The following is a 16676-nucleotide window of genomic DNA, read 5'->3' on the forward strand; positions in this document are numbered from 1 at the left end:
TTTTAAAATGGTTGGAATTGTAATTGCAAGTCACGGTAAATTTTCCGAAGGCATTATGCAATCCGGTTCAATGATTTTTGGTGAACAAGAAAAAGTTCAAGCTGTAACTTTCATGCCAAATGAAGGCCCTGACGATTTGAAAGCTCATCTTGAAGCAGCAATTGCTACTTTTGATGACGACGATGAAGTCTTGTTCTTAGTTGATTTATGGGGTGGATCACCATTTAATCAAGCAAACGGTTTGTTTGAAGCCCACAAAGACAAATGGGCAATCGTTACAGGTTTAAACTTGCCAATGTTAATTGAAGCTTACGCAGCACGCTTATCAATGGATTCTGCACAAGAAATTGCTGCAAGTATCTTAGGTGAAGCAAAAGGCGGCGTTAAGATCAAACCAGAAGATTTGGCACCAAAAGAAACAGCTGTTGTTGCAACAAACAAACCTACTGGTTCAATTCCTGAAGGAACTGTCATCGGTGATGGTAAAATTGATTACGTTTTAACACGTATCGATTCTCGTTTATTGCATGGACAAGTTGCTACAGCTTGGTCTAAATCAGTTAAACCCGATCGTATCATTGTTGTTTCTGATAATGTTGCCAAAGATGCGCTTCGTAAAAACTTAATCGAGCAAGCTTCACCACCTGGTATTGTTGCACATGTTGTGCCAATTGCTAAGATGATTGAAGTCTCAAAAGACCCTCGTTTTGGTGGAATGAAAGCATTATTACTCTTTGAAAGCCCAGAAGATGTTTTAACAGCAATGAATGGCGGTATGAACTTTAGTGAAATTAATCTTGGTTCAATGGCTCATTCAGTTGGTAAAGTCGTTGTTAACAACGTATTATCAATGGGACAAGAAGATGTTGATACTTTTGAAAAATTAGAAGACAAGGGCGTTACATTTGATGTCCGTAAAGTACCTAATGATTCAAAGGATAACATGGCTAACATTCTCAAAAAAGCTAAAGCAGAATTAGCTAAGGCTTAAACAACAAATAAAAGGAAATTAATTTAGGAGGCTTATTATGTCAGCTATATCAATGATTTTAGTAGTATTAGTTGCCTTTCTAGCTGGTATTGAAGGAATTTTGGATGAATTCGAATTCCATCAACCACTAGTGGCATGTACCTTAATCGGTTTAGTAACTGGTAATTTCACCGCCGGAATCGTTCTTGGTGGTACATTACAAATGATCGCACTTGGTTGGGCAAATATCGGGGCTGCTGTTTCTCCCGATGCTGCACTTGCTTCAGTTGCATCAGCAATTATTTTAGTATTAGGTGGACAAGGTGTTAAAGGTGTTCCCGCAGCTATCGCTGTTGCCGTTCCCCTTGCCGTTGCCGGATTATTCTTAACAATGGTTGTTCGTACACTTGCTGTTCCTATTGTTCATGCAATGGATGCCGCAGCAGAACAAGGTAATATCCGTAAATTAGAAGTATGGCATATTCTTGCTATCTGTATGCAAGGTATCCGTATTGCTATCCCTGCAGCAGCACTTCTCTTCATTCCAGCAAAAACTGTTGCCGGATTCTTGAACTCAATGCCTGCTTGGTTAACAGATGGTATGGCTATTGGTGGTGGATTAGTGGTTGCCGTTGGTTATGCACTTGTTATTAACATGATGGCTACAAAAGAAGTATGGCCATTCTTCGTTCTTGGTTTCGTAGTCGCAGCTATTACGCAATTAACATTGATCGCTATTGGTGCTATCGGTGTTGCCCTTGCTCTTATTTACTTGAACCTCGAAAAAATGGGTGGTTCATCAAATGGTGGCGGTGGCAATAATACCGGTGATCCACTTGGCGAAATTCTAAACGACTATTAGACTGGAAGAGGGAGGAAAAATATTATGGCAGATAAAATTGAATTAACTAAAAAAGATCGATTAGCCGTAGCATGGCGTTCAACGTTCATTCAAGGTTCATGGAACTACGAACGTATGCAAAATGGTGGTTGGACATTCTCAATGATTCCAGCAATTAAAAAATTATACAAAACTAAAGAAGACCGTGCGGCAGCAATGAAACGACACATGGAATTCTTCAATACTCATCCTTATCTTGCATCACCAATCCTTGGTGTTACATTAGCACTTGAAGAAGAACGTGCTAATGGTGCTGATATCGACGATGTTGCAATTCAAGGTGTTAAAGTTGGTATGATGGGTCCTTTAGCCGGTGTCGGCGATCCCGTCTTCTGGTTTACTGTCCGTCCTATGTTGGGTGCTTTAGGTGCCTCATTGGCTATCGGTGGTAATATTCTTGGACCAATCATCTTCTTCGTTGCTTGGAATATCATCCGTATGGGCTTCATGTGGTATACACAAGAATTTGGTTACAAAGCCGGTTCTAAAATCACAGAAGATCTTTCAGGTGGTTTGTTAAAAGATATTACTAAAGGTGCTTCGATTCTAGGTATGTTCGTACTTGCGGCCTTGGTTGAACGTTGGGTTTCAATTAAATTTACGCCGGTTGTTTCAACGGTTAAATTAGCTAAAGGTGCTTTCATTGACTGGACTAATATGCCTAAAGGTTCTGCAGGGGTTCAACAAGCCTTGCAAGACCAAGCATCAGGTTTATCACTAACACCAGATAAAGTAACAACATTGCAACAAAACTTGGATCAATTAATTCCAGGTTTAGCTGGGTTATTACTTACATTCTTATGTATGTGGTTATTGAAGAAGAAAGTTTCACCAATTGTTATCATTCTAGGTTTATTCGTAGTTGGTATCGGTGCTCACGTTCTTCACATCCTATAAAATTAAAATTGAACTCGGGGAAATATCCCGAGTTTTTTTTTATAGTTTATTAGGGTAAATAACGGTATAATTAAGCTACGTCAAAACAGAAAATGGAGTCCAAACAGCATGGTTCAATCAATGAATACAAAAATAGATTTAACAATAGATGCAACCGCCTTTACGGGATTAGCAGACTACGGGACGATAATGATTGGTGATAAAGGGTTTGAATTTTATAATCAATCTGACGCTCGTAAGTTTATCCAAATTCCATGGGATGAAGTTCAACAAGTAGTTGCATCGGTGATGTTTAAAGGCCATTGGATTCCGCGTTATGCAATTAAAACGAAAAAAAATGGGACATTCACATTCGCTTCTAAAAAGCCAAAGCTAGTGCTACGTACTATTCGGAACTATGTTGATCCAGCAAATATGGTTCAGGCGCTTGGTATGGGTGATGTATTAAAACGTTCGGCCAAGTCAATTATCGGAAAAATAAGTAAAAATAAATAACAAAAAAAGCATTCTCATCGAGAATGCTTTTTTTAGTAGATTAAAATATTTAACCGGAATTCTTCAAAACCGTTATCTATTTCAAGTTCGTTATCTTCAAATGTGAGCTTCTTATAAGGACCACCCGTTAAATAGGTAGCAATTTTATAGTTAGGTAATTCAGCCATAATATTGTGTGCCTGAAGTGTATCTTCTTTTGGTAAGTACCCCAGTTTACGCATAACGGCTTGATCGTCTTCAAAATAAAGCGCGATCCGACTATTTTTATTGAATGAAATGACATCTTCTTTTAAAGACAGCTTACCAAATGACAAATCAACAGGGTATTTCCAAACTTCAAGTTCTTCGTAGTCAATAAGGAGCAGTAACTGGACGTTGGTTTCTAAATCTTCATCGCGCCAGCCCTTATTAATATTTTCATTTTTGGTGATTGACTGTAAGACAGTTTTAAGATTTTGACCATAATGCATTAATTCTTCAATTTCCGCGTCAATATACCAAGGATGATTACTTTTAATTTCAAAATAAGGACTAATTGGATATTTTTTTGAGTCAGACATTTGATTCACCTCTTTCGAACAACTGTTTTAATTATATCCTATAATGGGTGGAAATGCAGTTTCTTTCGACTTATGAGACAACCGCCGATGTATGAGAAAAGGTCGCACCCTATTTAAGATAAGACAATCATGTTCTTTTCTTAAATTGGCTGAGCTAACTGATAATTATTCTCAATTAGCTTATACTTAAGTAATTGGAAATGGAGTGAGACGTTTGATGGATAGCCGTGTAGTCAAGGTTGGTATGACATTATCAACGAAGTTAAATATTTTAAGAGCCGGGGTATTAGGTGCTAATGATGGAATTATTTCAGTTGCGGGCGTCATTTTAGGAATGGCAGGTGCTAGTCAAGATAAATACTATCTCGTATTAGCTGGACTTGCGGGGATGTTTGCTGGCGCCTTTTCCATGGCGGGTGGTGAATATGTGTCAGTTTCTGCACAAAGAGAGACACAAAAGTCAGTTATTCAACTAGCAGCGAAACGATTACAAGAAAACCATGAATTTGAAATTGAACGCTTAATTGGTATTTATCAGGGTAAAGGACTATCACGAACGGTTGCAGTGGATGTTGTTTCTGAATTAATGAGTCAAAATGAGTTGGAAAACTACTGCAAAGAAGTTAATAATATTGATGTTGGCGAATACCTGAACCCTTGGCATGCCGCAATTTCATCGGTGATTTCGTTTGTGGTTGGGTCACTGGTTCCTTTGTTGTTGATAACAATATTGCCAGCGGGGATGATGATTTCGATGACCGTTATCGGCGTCGCCTTAGCCTTGCTTCTAACCGGGGCGATAAGTGGCGTACTAGGGCACAATAATGTTAAGTACGCGATGACTAGAAATGTTGTGGTTGGATTAGTTACCATGATTGTGACTTATTATATTGGTGGGTTATTCGGTTAAAAAGCGACACTTTTTTTGAAAAAGAGGTATGCTTAACTAAAAGGAGTGTTGTTTATGTTTCCGGAAAGACTAAAAGCATTGCGTAGAGGTAGTGGGTTAACATTAACGCAACTAGCCGTTGGGCTTAATCAGTCACAAGAATCGACGCACAATTTAAATTCTGGTCCTCAGATTGGTAGTTGGGAGCGTGGTATTAACACGCCTTCGTATTTAGAAGTTAGAAAATTGGCCGAATTCTTCCATGTCTCAATTGATTTTTTAGTCGGCCAAACAAATAACGAGGTCATCGACCTTGAAGATTTATTTGCTCGGACGGCAACACTCTCCTATCGAGATAAAAACTTGTCGGGTAATGATCGTTATGAAGTTATCCAGATGATACAGGGCTATTTAATGGGTAAATACCAACCACGTAGTCTTGAAGAAAATGACGATTTAGCGTTGCCTCTTGAAGATGAGAATAACTAAATAAAAGCGCTACTTTAGAATTTATTTTTACGATTAGACGTGATATAATTTAGGTGACTTTTCGAACCAAATGAAGTTGATGAGTGTTTTCGGAGACGATACCAACTGGGACGGTTCGAGGGTCATAAATAAAACGTGTCACTAGACACAAGGAGGATTTTATTCATGGAACAAGGTACAGTAAAGTGGTTTAACGCAGATAAAGGTTTTGGTTTCATTACTCGCGAAGATGGTAGCGATGTATTTGTACATTTCTCAGCTATCCAAGGCGACGGTTTTAAAACATTAGATGAAGGTCAAAAAGTAACTTTTGACGTTGAAGATAGTGACCGTGGACCTCAAGCAGTTAACGTAAACAAAGACTAATTTAAAACTTAAACAACTTGCTGTTATAGTGAGTTGTTTTTTTGTACAAAAAAGACCGTCAATATGAAGTTGACGGTCTTAAATATTATTTACGCGTGGTATTAATTTTGGCATTTGGCATTAACGTGTTGCCCGTTTCGGCGTGAACAAGATCGAGTGCATCACGTAGTTTATCAGTGATACGCTGCTTTTCAGCCTCATCAGCAATTTCGAAGGCCTCACCGTTGACCATTGTGCCTGTTCCCTGTAAATGATCCGATTTTGAATGATGAGTTGATTTACGATAATTTGTTCCCAGAACGGTTAAATCATCAAAGCTTAAATCAGTTTTTAGTTGAGATGACATGGTATTTAAAAATTTCTGATTCAATAGATTTTGAAGATTGGTACTCTTCAAGGCAACCGCCATGATAATTTGACGTTGTCGGGTTTGACGACCGTAATCACCGAGTGGATCGTCATAGCGCATACGAGCATACGATAATGCTTGTTTACCATTTACATGACTCTTAACGTCTTTTTTAAAGCTCGCACCACCGTATGAGAAGGTTAATGGTGATTTGACGTCAACACCGCCAACGGCATCAACCAATGATTCTAATCCCCCCATGTTAATTGTCGCATAGAAATCAATTGGTACATTTAAGTATTTTTCAACCGTTTTGACGGCCGTTGCGGCACCACCGTATGCGTAGGCGGAGTTGATTTTGCTTGGAAAGTCAGATTCATGATCCGAGATAGCAACTTCGGCATCGCGAGGTAGACTAACTAAAGTCATTGAACTCGTTTTCGGATTAAGCGTAGCAACAATCAAAGTATCCGTACGGCCACCCGTTTTAGCACGTCCTAGAGCACCGTCATCGGAACCTAAAAGTAAAATAGAAATAGGATTGCCATCATTCAAGACGGATGAAACGTTACGAGACTTAGCAATTTTAGTCGACGTATAAATTTTATCAGCCGCATTTTTGGCATTCGAATACTTTTGATAGGCGTAGATACCACCGCCGATGGCGAGGATTAAAATAACTAATGCAATTAAACGACGGCGTTTCTTATTTTTTTTCTTTTTATGTCCTTTTTTTTCGCGTTTTGGTAATGGCGTTGAACCATTTAATCTTTGATACGCTTGTTCCCTTTGATATTCTTCTCGACGACTTGACATGAAAACGTTCCCCTTTAATTAATTAGTGTCCACCAATGAAAAAGCCAGCAATTAAAATGACTAAAACAATGACGGTAATTTTAACGTATAAGTAATCTTTTTCTTTGTAGAAGGCGTAGATTGAAACAACAACCCGAAGAATTGGTGTTAATATGAGAAAAAATAAACCGAGCATCATGATTGCGTATGGTTTTAAAGCACCAATTCCTGAAATAATAGCAGTAAACGAAGTTGGAAATGTGTTCCCCGGATAGCCCGTCGAACCGGTAACTAACGATAAGACAAGGCCAATAATCATAATGGTAGCAGAGACGAAAACCCCGGCTCTTAAAATTTTGCCAATCATTAATTCAATTTTAGCCATTTCGGCTGATGTTTTATTATTTTCATTCATGCTAGATAGACACCCCGAATCCTTTTAAAATCATCTGAGTACTGACGTAGAGCAAGACCGGTACAAAAACTAGACGAATGATTTTTGCGGGTAAATATTGCATCACGCGTGAGCCAATAGATGACCCAACCAAAATTCCTAATGCCAGTGGGACCGCAATGTCGGGCCTAATTGAACCATTAAAAAAGTAAACGGTGGCACTTGCAGCAGCGGTTACACCCATCATTAAGTTACTTGTTGAACTTGATGGTTTTAGTGGCATCTTCATTGCAGTATCCATGGCCATAACTTTAAAAATACCTGAGCCAATACCTAAGAGACCACTAGCAACCCCCGCACCTAACATAATAGCCATACCGCCCGGAACGTTTTCAACTTGATAATCAATTTGTTTTTTTAATTGTTTATCATAATAAGAGCTATTTAATTTGAATTTAGTTGATAAGTAATCCGGGTTGGCTGATTTGAGAACTTCCTCGCCAACAAATATTTTTTTGAGCATGTTGTAGACTGAGAGTAGCAAGAAAGCACCAAATAAAATAAAAAGAAATGATGTATTGAAGATACCAGTTAGAAGGGCACCACCAATGGCGCCGATTGTTGTCGCAATTTCTAAAAACATGGCAACTCTTAAATTTAAGACGTCATCTTTTAAAAATGCGATTGTTGCGCCGGAACTTGTTGCAATAACGGCAATAATACTGGCTCCGATGGCATATTTAATGTCTAAACCCATCATTAAAGTCAGAACGGGAGTGACAATGATACCGCCACCTAACCCTAAGATTGATCCTAGTGCGCCTGCCACAATACCGGCAACAAGCATAAGTAGTAGTATATTCATTATTTATATCCAATCCTTTTCTAAATTTATAAACATGGCTTATTTTACCATAAAACAAGCAAAAATTGAGCGTTCACTGAATTTCTGTATGAAATTTTAAGATTTACATTCTCTGACTTTAATTGAATTGAAAAATATGATAAATTATGGGAAAGAAACAGACAGAGATTAGGGGGTTGGAGAGTGATGATAAAAAATAAGAAGTATCTTGTTTTTTTAGCGGTTATCTGTGGTGGATTATTCTTGAAGTTAACGTGGTTAGTTGTTATTAAGAATGGATTCATTCTAGATATTGATGACCATATAACGGCAATAATTAGGGCGCAACCATCGACACAATTGCATCAAGTCATGTGGATGATTAGTTGGTTAAGTAGTCCAATGATGATTTTTCTTTATTCAATTATTGTAATGGCTATTTTATATCAATTACGCGGTTTAATCCCCGTTGTGTGGGTCGGTGTTATCATGTTAAGTGGCGAATTTCTTGTTACGTTTCTTAAAAATACCATTCAGAGACCCCGGCCGGTTGGTCATGGCTCAATTGGTGGGTTTAGTTTCCCAAGTGGTCATACGTTTGGTGTAGCGTTATTTTGCCTAGTTATCATGAGTATTATGCTGTTAGAATTTAAAAATAGTCGACAAATCTTGATTAATAGTTTATTAGTCGTATGGATTATATTAATCATGGTTTCAAGAGTTTATTTGCGGGCCCATTTTCCAACGGATACAATAGGTTCTGTTTTACTAGCATCGACCTGGACATCAATCGCGTTAATGATATATCCAACTTTAAAATTAAAATGGTTAAAGAAATTTAATATCGAGGGTTAAGAAGATGAATCAATATGAAACGAGTCGATTAATCGTCCGCCCACTAAGGGCTTCAGACGTAACTGATATCTATGAATACGCGCAGCTAGAAAATGTCGGTCAATCTGCGGGCTTTGTTCCCGTCAATTCATCGGTCGAGGCCAGTTTATTTATTGCAACATTGCAAAAACAAGGGATTTTTGCGATTGAGCTTAAAGCTACGCGAAAGGTAGTTGGCAACATTGGCTTATATGAAGTCATCGATGAGGATCAGGAACCTAGTTTAACGATTAAAGAGATAGGGTATGCATTAAATCCGGCTTTTCAAAATCAAGGAATCATGACAGAAGCAGTTCAAGGACTGTTAACAGCAGTTCGAATTGGCTCTTTAAAACGAATAATGGGTGTAACAACGCTTGAAAATGAAGCGTCAATTCAGGTTTTAAAAAAATCAAGCTTTCAATTTATTGAGAAAAGGGAAGTTCCATCGGTCTTTAGTCCGGCTGAGTTAGTCGTCGAACTTGTGTACGCGATTGATTTAAAATAATGAGTACCAATTATTAACGACATATGGTATCCTTAATGCGATATAAAAAACGGTTTCAAAATTAATTGATTGGGGTGACTGATGATGCAATTAACAAAAGGATTTGAACAAGCAGCTTGTATTATTTCTTTATTGGCAACACAAAATAGAGGTGTGCCAATATCATCGCAAGTGATTAACGCGCGTCTTGGAGGGTCACAAACCTATTTACGTAAAATTATGCGTAAATTAGTTGTCGCGGGTCTTGTGAAATCTATTTCTGGTAATAATGGTGGATTTACATTGGCAAGGGATGCCAAAGATATTAATTTATTAGAAATTGTGGAGGCCACTGAAGGCAAAATCGAAACCTATCCTAATTATGGTTTTTTTGATCGCGTATTCCGCGAATTTAAGCAAGATACGAAAAAAGCAACGGCGGTTATTAACAATGTATTTACGGAGGCAGATAAACGTTGGGCCGATTATTTAGAATCTCAAACGGTTTATCAACTCATCTCCGCAACGTTTGGTGAATCTGAAATTCCTTTAATTAACTGGAATGAAGAGGACATTAGTGGTCAACATAAGTTGATTATCCAAAAAATTGTTGAAAATGTAACAGGAAATCATAAATAATAAATGAAAACATGATTAGCCGTAACTGGGTTAATCATGTTTTTTTGTATAAAGCTTATATTTTGTAAGCAAAAACGATGGTTATTTATTTATGCAAATGCTATCATACGTAGTGTTAATAGAAATATGGAGGAATCATAATGTCAGATAATAAATATTACGGCGCAGATGCCATTGTCGATAGTTTAATAAACCATGATGTGAAATACGTATTTGGAATTCCGGGTGCGAAGATTGATCGCGTTTTTGAGAAATTAGAACATCCAACGAACCCTAAGTCACCAGAATTAATTATTACACGTCACGAACAAAATGCGGCATTTATGGCTGCTGGTGTTGGTCGTATCACGGGTAAACCAGGGGTTGTACTAACGACTTCTGGACCGGGTGCAAGTAATTTAGCAACTGGTGTTGTGACTGCGACAGCCGAAGGTGATCCTGTCTTAGCCATTTCTGGACAGGTTAAACGTTCAGATTTAACGCGCTTAACGCATCAAAGTATGAATAATACAGCATTATTTGAACCCATTACTAAATACAGTGCAGAAGTTCAAGAACCCGAAAATATTTCAGAAGTGATTGCAAATGCTTACCAAGAAGCTGAGGCCGCAAAACAAGGGGCAAGTTTTGTTAGTGTGCCGCAAGATGTAACGGATTCAGAAGTGAAAACAAAGGTTATCCAACCATTGATGGCACCTAAATTAGGGCCAGCTAGTCCGGTTGAAAGTACCCTTTTAGCACAAGAAATTAAATCAGCAAAATTACCTGTCCTACTTGTGGGGATGCGTGCGTCTTCACCTGAAGTCACGCAAGCTATTCGTAATCTGGTTGAAGCAACTAACTTACCCGTTGTTGAGACATTCCAGGCTGCTGGTGTGATTTCTCGTGAATTAGTTGGTGATTTCTTTGGCCGTGTCGGTTTATTTAGAAATCAACCAGGGGATCAATTACTTAAAAAGAGTGATTTAGTCATTACAATTGGCTACGATCCCATTGAGTACGAACCACGTAACTGGAATGCCGAAGGAACGGCAAATATTGTTGTTGTCGATGATATGCGTTCAGAAATCGATCATAATTTTCAACCTAAAAAAGAGTTGGTCGGTGATATTGCACAAACACTTGAATTTTTATTGCCATACATGAAAGGTTACCAAATGGCTTCTGAGTCACGTGAGTACTTGGATGGGCTACAAGAAAAATTACAAGCAAGAGATGAAGCACCAGTTGTGACTGATGAAACTTTGACTAGTCACCCATTGAGTATCATCCGTGAACTACAAAAACGCGTTTCAGATGAAATGACTGTGACCGTTGATGTCGGAAGTTTCTATATTTGGATTGCGCGTCATTTTAGAAGTTACGAACCTCGTCATTTGTTATTCAGTAACGGGATGCAAACGTTAGGTGTTGCGTTACCTTGGGCAATTTCAGCGGCGTTGGTCCGACCAAATACGCAGATTGTGTCAGTTTCTGGGGATGGTGGCTTTTTATTTTCAGCACAAGACTTAGAAACAGCAGTTCGCTTGAATTTAAATATTGTTCATATTATTTGGAACGATGGTCATTATGACATGGTTAAATTCCAAGAAGAAATGAAATATGGTAAATCTGCTGGGGTTAATTTTGGCCCAGTTGATTTCGTGAAGTACGCCGAAAGTTTTGGCGCAAAAGGTTTACGCGTTGAAAAAGCACAAGATTTGGCTAAAACATTAGATGAAGCATTTGCAACAAATGGTCCTGTAATTGTTGATGTCCCAGTTAACTACAAAGACAATCAAGAATTAGGTCAATCAATTTTAATGGATCAATTGTACTAAAAATAATGATGAAAAGGGGTTAATTCAATGCATGAGACAAATAAGATTTATCAGCATGGTACTTTGGCAACTTTAATTGAAGGATTATATGAAGGCACACTTTCCGTTGGAGAACTATTAAAACATGGTGATTATGGAATTGGAACTGTCGGCGATTTAGATGGTGAAATGATTGCTATGGATGGAAAGGCATTCCAAATCACCTCAGAAGGCCAAGTTAATCAGCTTACCGATAATGTTCTTGTCCCATTTGCGACGGTTCATTTTCATCAGCCAGACGTTTCTATTCAATTTGAGAATGTGGCGGGTAGCATCTTAGAGGAACAATTGCTAGAATTATATCCTTATCAAAATTTATTTTTTGGGATTGTTATTAAAGGAACGTTTAGCAAAATGAATACACGATCGGTTGCTAAACAGAGTAAACCTTACCCAACCCTAACGGCCGTGACCGCTGAACAATCGGAATTTAGCGCGGAACATATTGATGGCACAATCGTTGGTTATTTTACGCCTAAGTTATTCCAAGGGATTGGTGCGGCTGGTTTTCACCTACACTTTTTATCCGATGAAATGGATATGGGCGGTCACATTTTAGATTATCATTTAGAGAATGGGATGGTTAGTTTACAACCGTTTAGTTCACTTGAACAACATTTTCCGATTGAAAATGATGCTTTTTTAAAGAGTAACGTTAATGTCGCGAAATTACACGATGAGATTAAATTGGCAGAAAACTAAGTTCTGGCTTGCAAAAATTTAGTGAATTGATTATAGTAGGAATTATCGAAAGAAGAGGATGCAGTTTTCATGAGTATGTTTAACGAGGCAATTAAGTGCTGAAGAACTTAAACAGAAAGGGTAGACTGCCGAAGTGGACGCTAACTTAAATTTAGTGACTGCTGGGTTTTGGCTTAATAAGTCAAAGACTGTCGTGGTCAATAACGACCGCGGGGCGCTTATAACGATTTGACTGAGTCTATTAATCTGAGTCTTTTTGTATAACGCATAATAGTGTTGTATAAGAAGGCTCTTTTCTTTTCTCAATTTTAAAAATCACGAGTGCTCCTCTATATATAGGGGGGATTTCAAATGGCAGAACAAGAAGGTATGCATCGAGAACTAAAAACAAGGCATTTATCTATGATTGCTTTGGGTGGAAGTATTGGAACGGGATTATTCGTGGCAAGTGGATCAGCAATTTCAAAAGCAGGCCCGGGTGGCGCACTATTAGCTTATGCCGGAATCGGAATTATGGTCTACTTTTTGATGACGAGTTTGGGTGAAATGGCAACGTATTTACCAGTTTCGGGTTCGTTTGCGGTATATTCAACGCGGTTTGTTGACCCAGCAATGGGTTTTGCAATGGGTTGGAACTACTGGTTTAACTGGGCAATCACGCTAGCCGTTGATATTAGTACGGCGGCATTGGTTATGCAATTTTGGTTGCCGGATGTGCCGGGCTGGATATTTAGTACAGTTTCGTTGGTCATTATTTTCGCAATTAATGCACTATCTGTTAAATCATTTGGTGAAACTGAGTATTGGCTATCAATTATCAAAGTTGTAACGGTTATCGTTTTCTTAGTTGTTGGTGTCCTAACAATTTTCGGTATTCTTGGTGGACATGCAACGGGTCTTGAAAACTTTACGATGAAAAAGGCACCATTTGTTGGTGGTGTCCCAATGATTTTAAGTGTCTTCGTTGTTGCTGGTTTTTCGTTCCAAGGAACTGAATTAATTGGTATTACGGCGGGAGAATCAGAAACGCCTGAAAAGAGTATTCCAAAGGCGATTAAACAAGTATTTTGGCGAATTCTACTATTCTATATCTTTGCAATCTTTGTTATTGCGGCAATTATTCCATATACTAGCCCAGATTTACTTGGATCAAGTGCGTCGGATATCTCAATTAGTCCGTTCACACTCGTCTTCCAAAGAGCTGGTCTAGCCTCGGCTGCAAGTATTATGAATGCCGTTATTTTAACATCGGTCCTTTCTGCGGCAAATTCAGGAATGTATGCGTCAACGCGAATGCTACATTCACTTGCGGAACAAGGTTACGCGCCTAAAAAGTTCAGAAAAACGAATAAACGTGGCATTCCGATGGCAGCTTTATGGGGAACGACATTTATCGGATTACTGACATTTTTAGCAAGTGTCTTTGGATCAAGGGTCTATGTCTTCTTGCTCAGTGCAAGTGGATTAACTGGGTTTATCGCTTGGTTAGGGATTGCAATTTCACACTATAGATTTAGAAAAGCGTTTGAAGCGCAGGGACACAAAGTATCAGAATTAAAATACTCGGCAAAATGGTTCCCGGTTGGCCCAATTTTGGCACTTATCCTTTGTATATTAGTTATTCTTGGACAAGATATCCAATCATTCCAACATTTTGATTGGGAAGCCATATCAGTTAGTTATATGAGTATTCCATTATTCATTGTCCTGTACACATACTATAAAATACGTTATAAAACAAAATTAATTCCATTGAAAGATGTTGATTTATCGAAGAAATGAGGCGCGTCTTGATTAGAAAAAAATGGATGGTAGTAACATTGGCAACGTGTATCCTATTTTTAGGTGCTTGTGGTAAAAAAGCGGACACGACATCAACTCATCAAGAATCGAAAGTCGTTAAAAAAAGCGAACTACCTAAAAATGTAAAAAGTAACGATTGGAATTTAGTGTTGGTCAATTCTGATCATAAATTAAAGCAAGAATTGGATTTTAAACAGGTAACGGATGGTAGTATTGTTATAAATACTAAAATAGAAAGTGCTCTGAACGAATTTGTAGCAGCTGCAAGCAAAGCTGGATATAAAGCTTCACTCGTATCGGGTTATCGATCAATCAGCTACCAAAAAGAAGTCTATGCAGATTCAATTCAGAGTTATGAAAATTCTGAAAAATCGGTTTCTGAGGCTGAAAAGCTGACTAAAGAATACGTGGCCGCACCGGGATCTAGTGAGCACCATACTGGACTGGCTGTCGATATTATGTCATCAAATTGGTACGCTCAGCATGGTGATTTAGACAACAGCAGTGAAAAAGATAGAGGCCAAAAGTGGTTGATGGATCATGCAGTGGATTATGGATTTATTTTAAGATTTCCAAAAAATAAAGAGAAATCAACGAAAATTGACTATGAAACGTGGCATTTTCGCTATGTTGGTAAAGATAACGCAAAATATATAGTTAAGCATAATTTGTCGTTGGAAGAATATATAACGTTACTCAACAAAGAAGGCAAGAAATAAACTTGCAATTTGGCGGGTCAACGCTTATTATTAAAGTAATAAATAAACACGGAAAACGTTATAAGTAGGCATTTAAGAGACGTAATGGTGGTGAGAATTACGAAGCTGAAAATCCGGCGTGAATAAGTGGGTGGGTAATGCCACACGGGAGACCGTTATTAATTTGAGTGTGACAAATAGCTATTTGTCGAACTTGGGTGGTACCGCGAAAATAAGCCTTTCGTCCCAATTAGTGGATGAGTGGGCTTTTTTTATACAAAAAAAGGAGGAATAAGGCATGTTAGATATTAAAATGATCCGCCAAAATGTTGATGAAGTGAAGGAACAGTTAGGTAATCGAGGAGTTAAACCCGAGATTATTGAAGAAATAGTTGCAAAAGATCGCAAACGTAGAGATATTATTGTTCAAACGGAAACGTTAAAGAAGCAAAGAAATGATGTTTCACAAGCCATTGCACAATTGAAACGTAATAAAGAAAATGCGGATGCTCAAATTGAAGAAATGAAAAAAGTTGGGGATGCTATAAAGGCATTCGATGAAGAATTAAACGGTTTGGACGAAGAGGTAACTGATATGGCGTCACGCTTGCCAAATATGCCAAACAAGACGATTCCAGTTGGACCTGATGAAGATTCGAACGTTGAATTAAGAAAAGTCGGAACGCCAAGAACATTTGATTTTGAGCCTAAAGCGCATTGGGAAATCGGAGAGAAATTAGATATTTTGGATTTTGAGCGTGGTGCCAAAGTGGCGGGTAGCCGTTTCTTGTACTATAAGAGTTGGGGCGCACGGTTAGAACGCGCACTATATAACTTTATGCTTGACGAACATGCAGCCGATGGGTATACGGAAATCATTCCGCCATACGTTGTTAATGATGAATCAATGTATGGAACGGGACAATTTCCTAAGTTCAAGGCGGACGTTTTTCAAATTGAAAATGAAAATTTAACGTTAATCCCAACGGCAGAAGTCCCTCTAACTAATTACTATAGAGATGAAGTTATCCCGGAAGAAAAATTACCAGTTTATTTCACAGCTCTTTCACCATCGTTTAGGTCTGAAGCGGGAAGTGCAGGTAGAGACACTCGTGGTTTAATTAGATTGCATCAGTTTAACAAGGTAGAAATGGTGAAATACACTAAACCAGAAGATTCATATGCGGAGTTAGAAAAAATGACGAACGATGCGGGAAGAATCATGGAAAAATTAGGATTACCTTACCATGTCATCACGTTATCAACCGGAGATATGGGATTTTCTGCGGCAATGACGCATGATTTAGAAGTTTGGTTACCAGCCCAAGATATGTACCGTGAAATCTCAAGTTGTTCTAATACTGAGACGTTCCAAGCACGCAGAGCACATATCCAGTACAGAGATGATAATGGAAAATTACAGTTTGTCCACACGTTGAACGGTTCAGGATTAGCTGTTGGACGTACGTTGGCTGCGGTTCTTGAAAATTATCAAAATGAAGATGGATCGGTAACAGTTCCAGAGGTTCTTCGACCATATATGGGCGGATTGGATGTAATTAAGTAAAAATTTGTAAAAACGGCTTGTACCCACATTCATGGGTCCGGGTCGTTTTTTGTTGCAATAAAGGCGGTTATTTTTGAATTTTTAAATTTATCTGCAATG

At 38.3% G+C, this 16676-nt stretch carries 19 protein-coding genes and 1 riboswitch; of the genes, 15 read left to right on the top strand and 4 right to left on the bottom strand.

Features of this window, described 5'->3' with window-relative positions; translation table 11 throughout:
- Positions 1-7: 7 nt before the first annotated feature.
- The 4 genes from N0K73_RS06795 to N0K73_RS06810 all read left to right on the top strand — a co-directional run bounded on the left by N0K73_RS06795 (position 8) and on the right by N0K73_RS06810 (position 3263).
- Entirely contained in the window at positions 8-991 is a 984-nt protein-coding gene (locus N0K73_RS06795; RefSeq protein ID WP_112251323.1) for a mannose/fructose/sorbose PTS transporter subunit IIA, read from the top strand.
- 37 nt (positions 992-1028) lie between these two features.
- Positions 1029-1832 (top strand): PTS mannose/fructose/sorbose transporter subunit IIC, encoded by an 804-nt coding sequence (locus N0K73_RS06800; RefSeq protein ID WP_057974503.1) that lies wholly within the window; start codon positions 1029-1031, stop codon positions 1830-1832.
- 24 nt (positions 1833-1856) lie between these two features.
- Positions 1857-2768, top strand: coding sequence for a PTS system mannose/fructose/sorbose family transporter subunit IID (locus N0K73_RS06805; RefSeq protein WP_057974504.1), 912 nt, complete (start codon positions 1857-1859; stop codon positions 2766-2768).
- Between the two features lie 108 nt (positions 2769-2876).
- Complete coding sequence (locus N0K73_RS06810) at positions 2877-3263, top strand: DUF956 family protein (RefSeq protein WP_057974505.1); 387 nt, start codon at positions 2877-2879, stop codon at positions 3261-3263.
- Between the two features lie 32 nt (positions 3264-3295).
- On the opposite strand, the gene N0K73_RS06815 is transcribed toward N0K73_RS06810, so the two are convergent.
- Positions 3296-3823: a hypothetical protein gene (locus N0K73_RS06815; protein WP_112251326.1), complete on the bottom strand. Its 528-nt coding sequence runs from the start codon at positions 3821-3823 to the stop codon at positions 3296-3298.
- 217 nt (positions 3824-4040) lie between these two features.
- On the opposite strand from N0K73_RS06815, the gene N0K73_RS06820 reads away from it, so the two are divergent.
- The 3 genes from N0K73_RS06820 (at position 4041) to N0K73_RS06830 (ending at position 5567) form a co-directional block, all read left to right on the top strand.
- Positions 4041-4733: a VIT1/CCC1 transporter family protein gene (locus tag N0K73_RS06820; RefSeq protein WP_225416505.1), complete on the top strand. Its 693-nt coding sequence runs from the start codon at positions 4041-4043 to the stop codon at positions 4731-4733.
- A gap of 54 nt (positions 4734-4787) precedes the next feature.
- Positions 4788-5201, top strand: a complete 414-nt coding sequence (locus N0K73_RS06825) for a helix-turn-helix domain-containing protein (RefSeq protein WP_057974508.1) — start codon at positions 4788-4790, stop codon at positions 5199-5201.
- 165 nt (positions 5202-5366) lie between these two features.
- Positions 5367-5567 carry a cold-shock protein gene (locus tag N0K73_RS06830; RefSeq protein ID WP_112251328.1) on the top strand — a complete coding sequence of 67 codons (201 nt, stop codon included), beginning with the start codon at positions 5367-5369 and terminating at the stop codon, positions 5565-5567.
- Between the two features lie 85 nt (positions 5568-5652).
- Here the strand turns inward: N0K73_RS06830 and N0K73_RS06835 are convergent, their stop codons facing one another.
- From N0K73_RS06835 to N0K73_RS06845, 3 genes are read right to left on the bottom strand one after another with little or no spacing between them, the layout of a single operon-like run.
- Positions 5653-6732, bottom strand: coding sequence for an LCP family glycopolymer transferase (locus tag N0K73_RS06835; RefSeq protein ID WP_112251330.1), 1080 nt, complete (start codon positions 6730-6732; stop codon positions 5653-5655).
- Between the two features lie 22 nt (positions 6733-6754).
- The gene (locus N0K73_RS06840) at positions 6755-7126 is read right to left on the bottom strand and encodes a DUF1634 domain-containing protein (protein WP_112251332.1); all 372 of its coding nucleotides are present in this window, start codon (positions 7124-7126) and stop codon (positions 6755-6757) included.
- A gap of 1 nt (position 7127) precedes the next feature.
- A complete protein-coding gene (locus N0K73_RS06845) occupies positions 7128-7970 on the bottom strand; it encodes a sulfite exporter TauE/SafE family protein (protein WP_430869442.1) in 843 nt (280 codons plus the stop codon).
- Between the two features lie 186 nt (positions 7971-8156).
- Here N0K73_RS06845 and N0K73_RS06850 point away from each other — a divergent pair, with 186 nt between their 5' ends.
- From N0K73_RS06850 to serS, 8 genes are all read left to right on the top strand, one after another.
- Positions 8157-8804 carry a phosphatase PAP2 family protein gene (locus N0K73_RS06850; protein ID WP_112251336.1) on the top strand — a complete coding sequence of 216 codons (648 nt, stop codon included), beginning with the start codon at positions 8157-8159 and terminating at the stop codon, positions 8802-8804.
- Between the two features lie 4 nt (positions 8805-8808).
- The gene (locus N0K73_RS06855) at positions 8809-9330 is read left to right on the top strand and encodes a GNAT family N-acetyltransferase (RefSeq protein ID WP_112251338.1); all 522 of its coding nucleotides are present in this window, start codon (positions 8809-8811) and stop codon (positions 9328-9330) included.
- Between the two features lie 84 nt (positions 9331-9414).
- The gene (locus tag N0K73_RS06860; RefSeq protein ID WP_057974789.1) at positions 9415-9948 is read left to right on the top strand and encodes an Rrf2 family transcriptional regulator; all 534 of its coding nucleotides are present in this window, start codon (positions 9415-9417) and stop codon (positions 9946-9948) included.
- 140 nt (positions 9949-10088) lie between these two features.
- Positions 10089-11768, top strand: a complete 1680-nt coding sequence (gene alsS / locus N0K73_RS06865) for an acetolactate synthase AlsS (RefSeq protein ID WP_057974790.1) — start codon at positions 10089-10091, stop codon at positions 11766-11768.
- A gap of 27 nt (positions 11769-11795) precedes the next feature.
- The gene (gene budA, locus N0K73_RS06870) at positions 11796-12509 is read left to right on the top strand and encodes an acetolactate decarboxylase (RefSeq protein ID WP_112251340.1); all 714 of its coding nucleotides are present in this window, start codon (positions 11796-11798) and stop codon (positions 12507-12509) included.
- A 44-nt stretch (positions 12510-12553) separates the two neighbouring features.
- A riboswitch (Lysine riboswitch) is annotated at positions 12554-12737 on the top strand.
- Positions 12738-12860: 123 nt separating this feature from the next.
- A complete protein-coding gene (locus N0K73_RS06875; protein WP_057974792.1) occupies positions 12861-14291 on the top strand; it encodes an amino acid permease in 1431 nt (476 codons plus the stop codon).
- A gap of 8 nt (positions 14292-14299) precedes the next feature.
- A complete protein-coding gene (locus N0K73_RS06880; RefSeq protein ID WP_225416506.1) occupies positions 14300-15031 on the top strand; it encodes a M15 family metallopeptidase in 732 nt (243 codons plus the stop codon).
- A 277-nt stretch (positions 15032-15308) separates the two neighbouring features.
- Positions 15309-16577: a serine--tRNA ligase gene (serS, locus tag N0K73_RS06885; protein ID WP_112251344.1), complete on the top strand. Its 1269-nt coding sequence runs from the start codon at positions 15309-15311 to the stop codon at positions 16575-16577.
- Positions 16578-16676 lie beyond the last annotated feature (99 nt).

The organism is Dellaglioa algida (assembly GCF_030127605.1).
Classification (GTDB): domain Bacteria; phylum Bacillota; class Bacilli; order Lactobacillales; family Lactobacillaceae; genus Dellaglioa; species Dellaglioa algida.

Coding starts and splice junctions, on each gene's coding strand:
- N0K73_RS06795 (WP_112251323.1), top strand. CDS start 8: ATGGTTGGAATTGTAATTGCAAGTCACGGTAAATTTTCCGAAGGCATT.
- N0K73_RS06800 (WP_057974503.1), top strand. CDS start 1,029: ATGTCAGCTATATCAATGATTTTAGTAGTATTAGTTGCCTTTCTAGCT.
- N0K73_RS06805 (WP_057974504.1), top strand. CDS start 1,857: ATGGCAGATAAAATTGAATTAACTAAAAAAGATCGATTAGCCGTAGCA.
- N0K73_RS06810 (WP_057974505.1), top strand. CDS start 2,877: ATGGTTCAATCAATGAATACAAAAATAGATTTAACAATAGATGCAACC.
- N0K73_RS06815 (WP_112251326.1), bottom strand. CDS start 3,823: ATGTCTGACTCAAAAAAATATCCAATTAGTCCTTATTTTGAAATTAAA.
- N0K73_RS06820 (WP_225416505.1), top strand. CDS start 4,041: ATGGATAGCCGTGTAGTCAAGGTTGGTATGACATTATCAACGAAGTTA.
- N0K73_RS06825 (WP_057974508.1), top strand. CDS start 4,788: ATGTTTCCGGAAAGACTAAAAGCATTGCGTAGAGGTAGTGGGTTAACA.
- N0K73_RS06830 (WP_112251328.1), top strand. CDS start 5,367: ATGGAACAAGGTACAGTAAAGTGGTTTAACGCAGATAAAGGTTTTGGT.
- N0K73_RS06835 (WP_112251330.1), bottom strand. CDS start 6,732: ATGTCAAGTCGTCGAGAAGAATATCAAAGGGAACAAGCGTATCAAAGA.
- N0K73_RS06840 (WP_112251332.1), bottom strand. CDS start 7,126: ATGAATGAAAATAATAAAACATCAGCCGAAATGGCTAAAATTGAATTA.
- N0K73_RS06845 (WP_430869442.1), bottom strand. CDS start 7,970: ATGAATATACTACTACTTATGCTTGTTGCCGGTATTGTGGCAGGCGCA.
- N0K73_RS06850 (WP_112251336.1), top strand. CDS start 8,157: ATGATAAAAAATAAGAAGTATCTTGTTTTTTTAGCGGTTATCTGTGGT.
- N0K73_RS06855 (WP_112251338.1), top strand. CDS start 8,809: ATGAATCAATATGAAACGAGTCGATTAATCGTCCGCCCACTAAGGGCT.
- N0K73_RS06860 (WP_057974789.1), top strand. CDS start 9,415: ATGCAATTAACAAAAGGATTTGAACAAGCAGCTTGTATTATTTCTTTA.
- alsS (WP_057974790.1), top strand. CDS start 10,089: ATGTCAGATAATAAATATTACGGCGCAGATGCCATTGTCGATAGTTTA.
- budA (WP_112251340.1), top strand. CDS start 11,796: ATGCATGAGACAAATAAGATTTATCAGCATGGTACTTTGGCAACTTTA.
- N0K73_RS06875 (WP_057974792.1), top strand. CDS start 12,861: ATGGCAGAACAAGAAGGTATGCATCGAGAACTAAAAACAAGGCATTTA.
- serS (WP_112251344.1), top strand. CDS start 15,309: ATGTTAGATATTAAAATGATCCGCCAAAATGTTGATGAAGTGAAGGAA.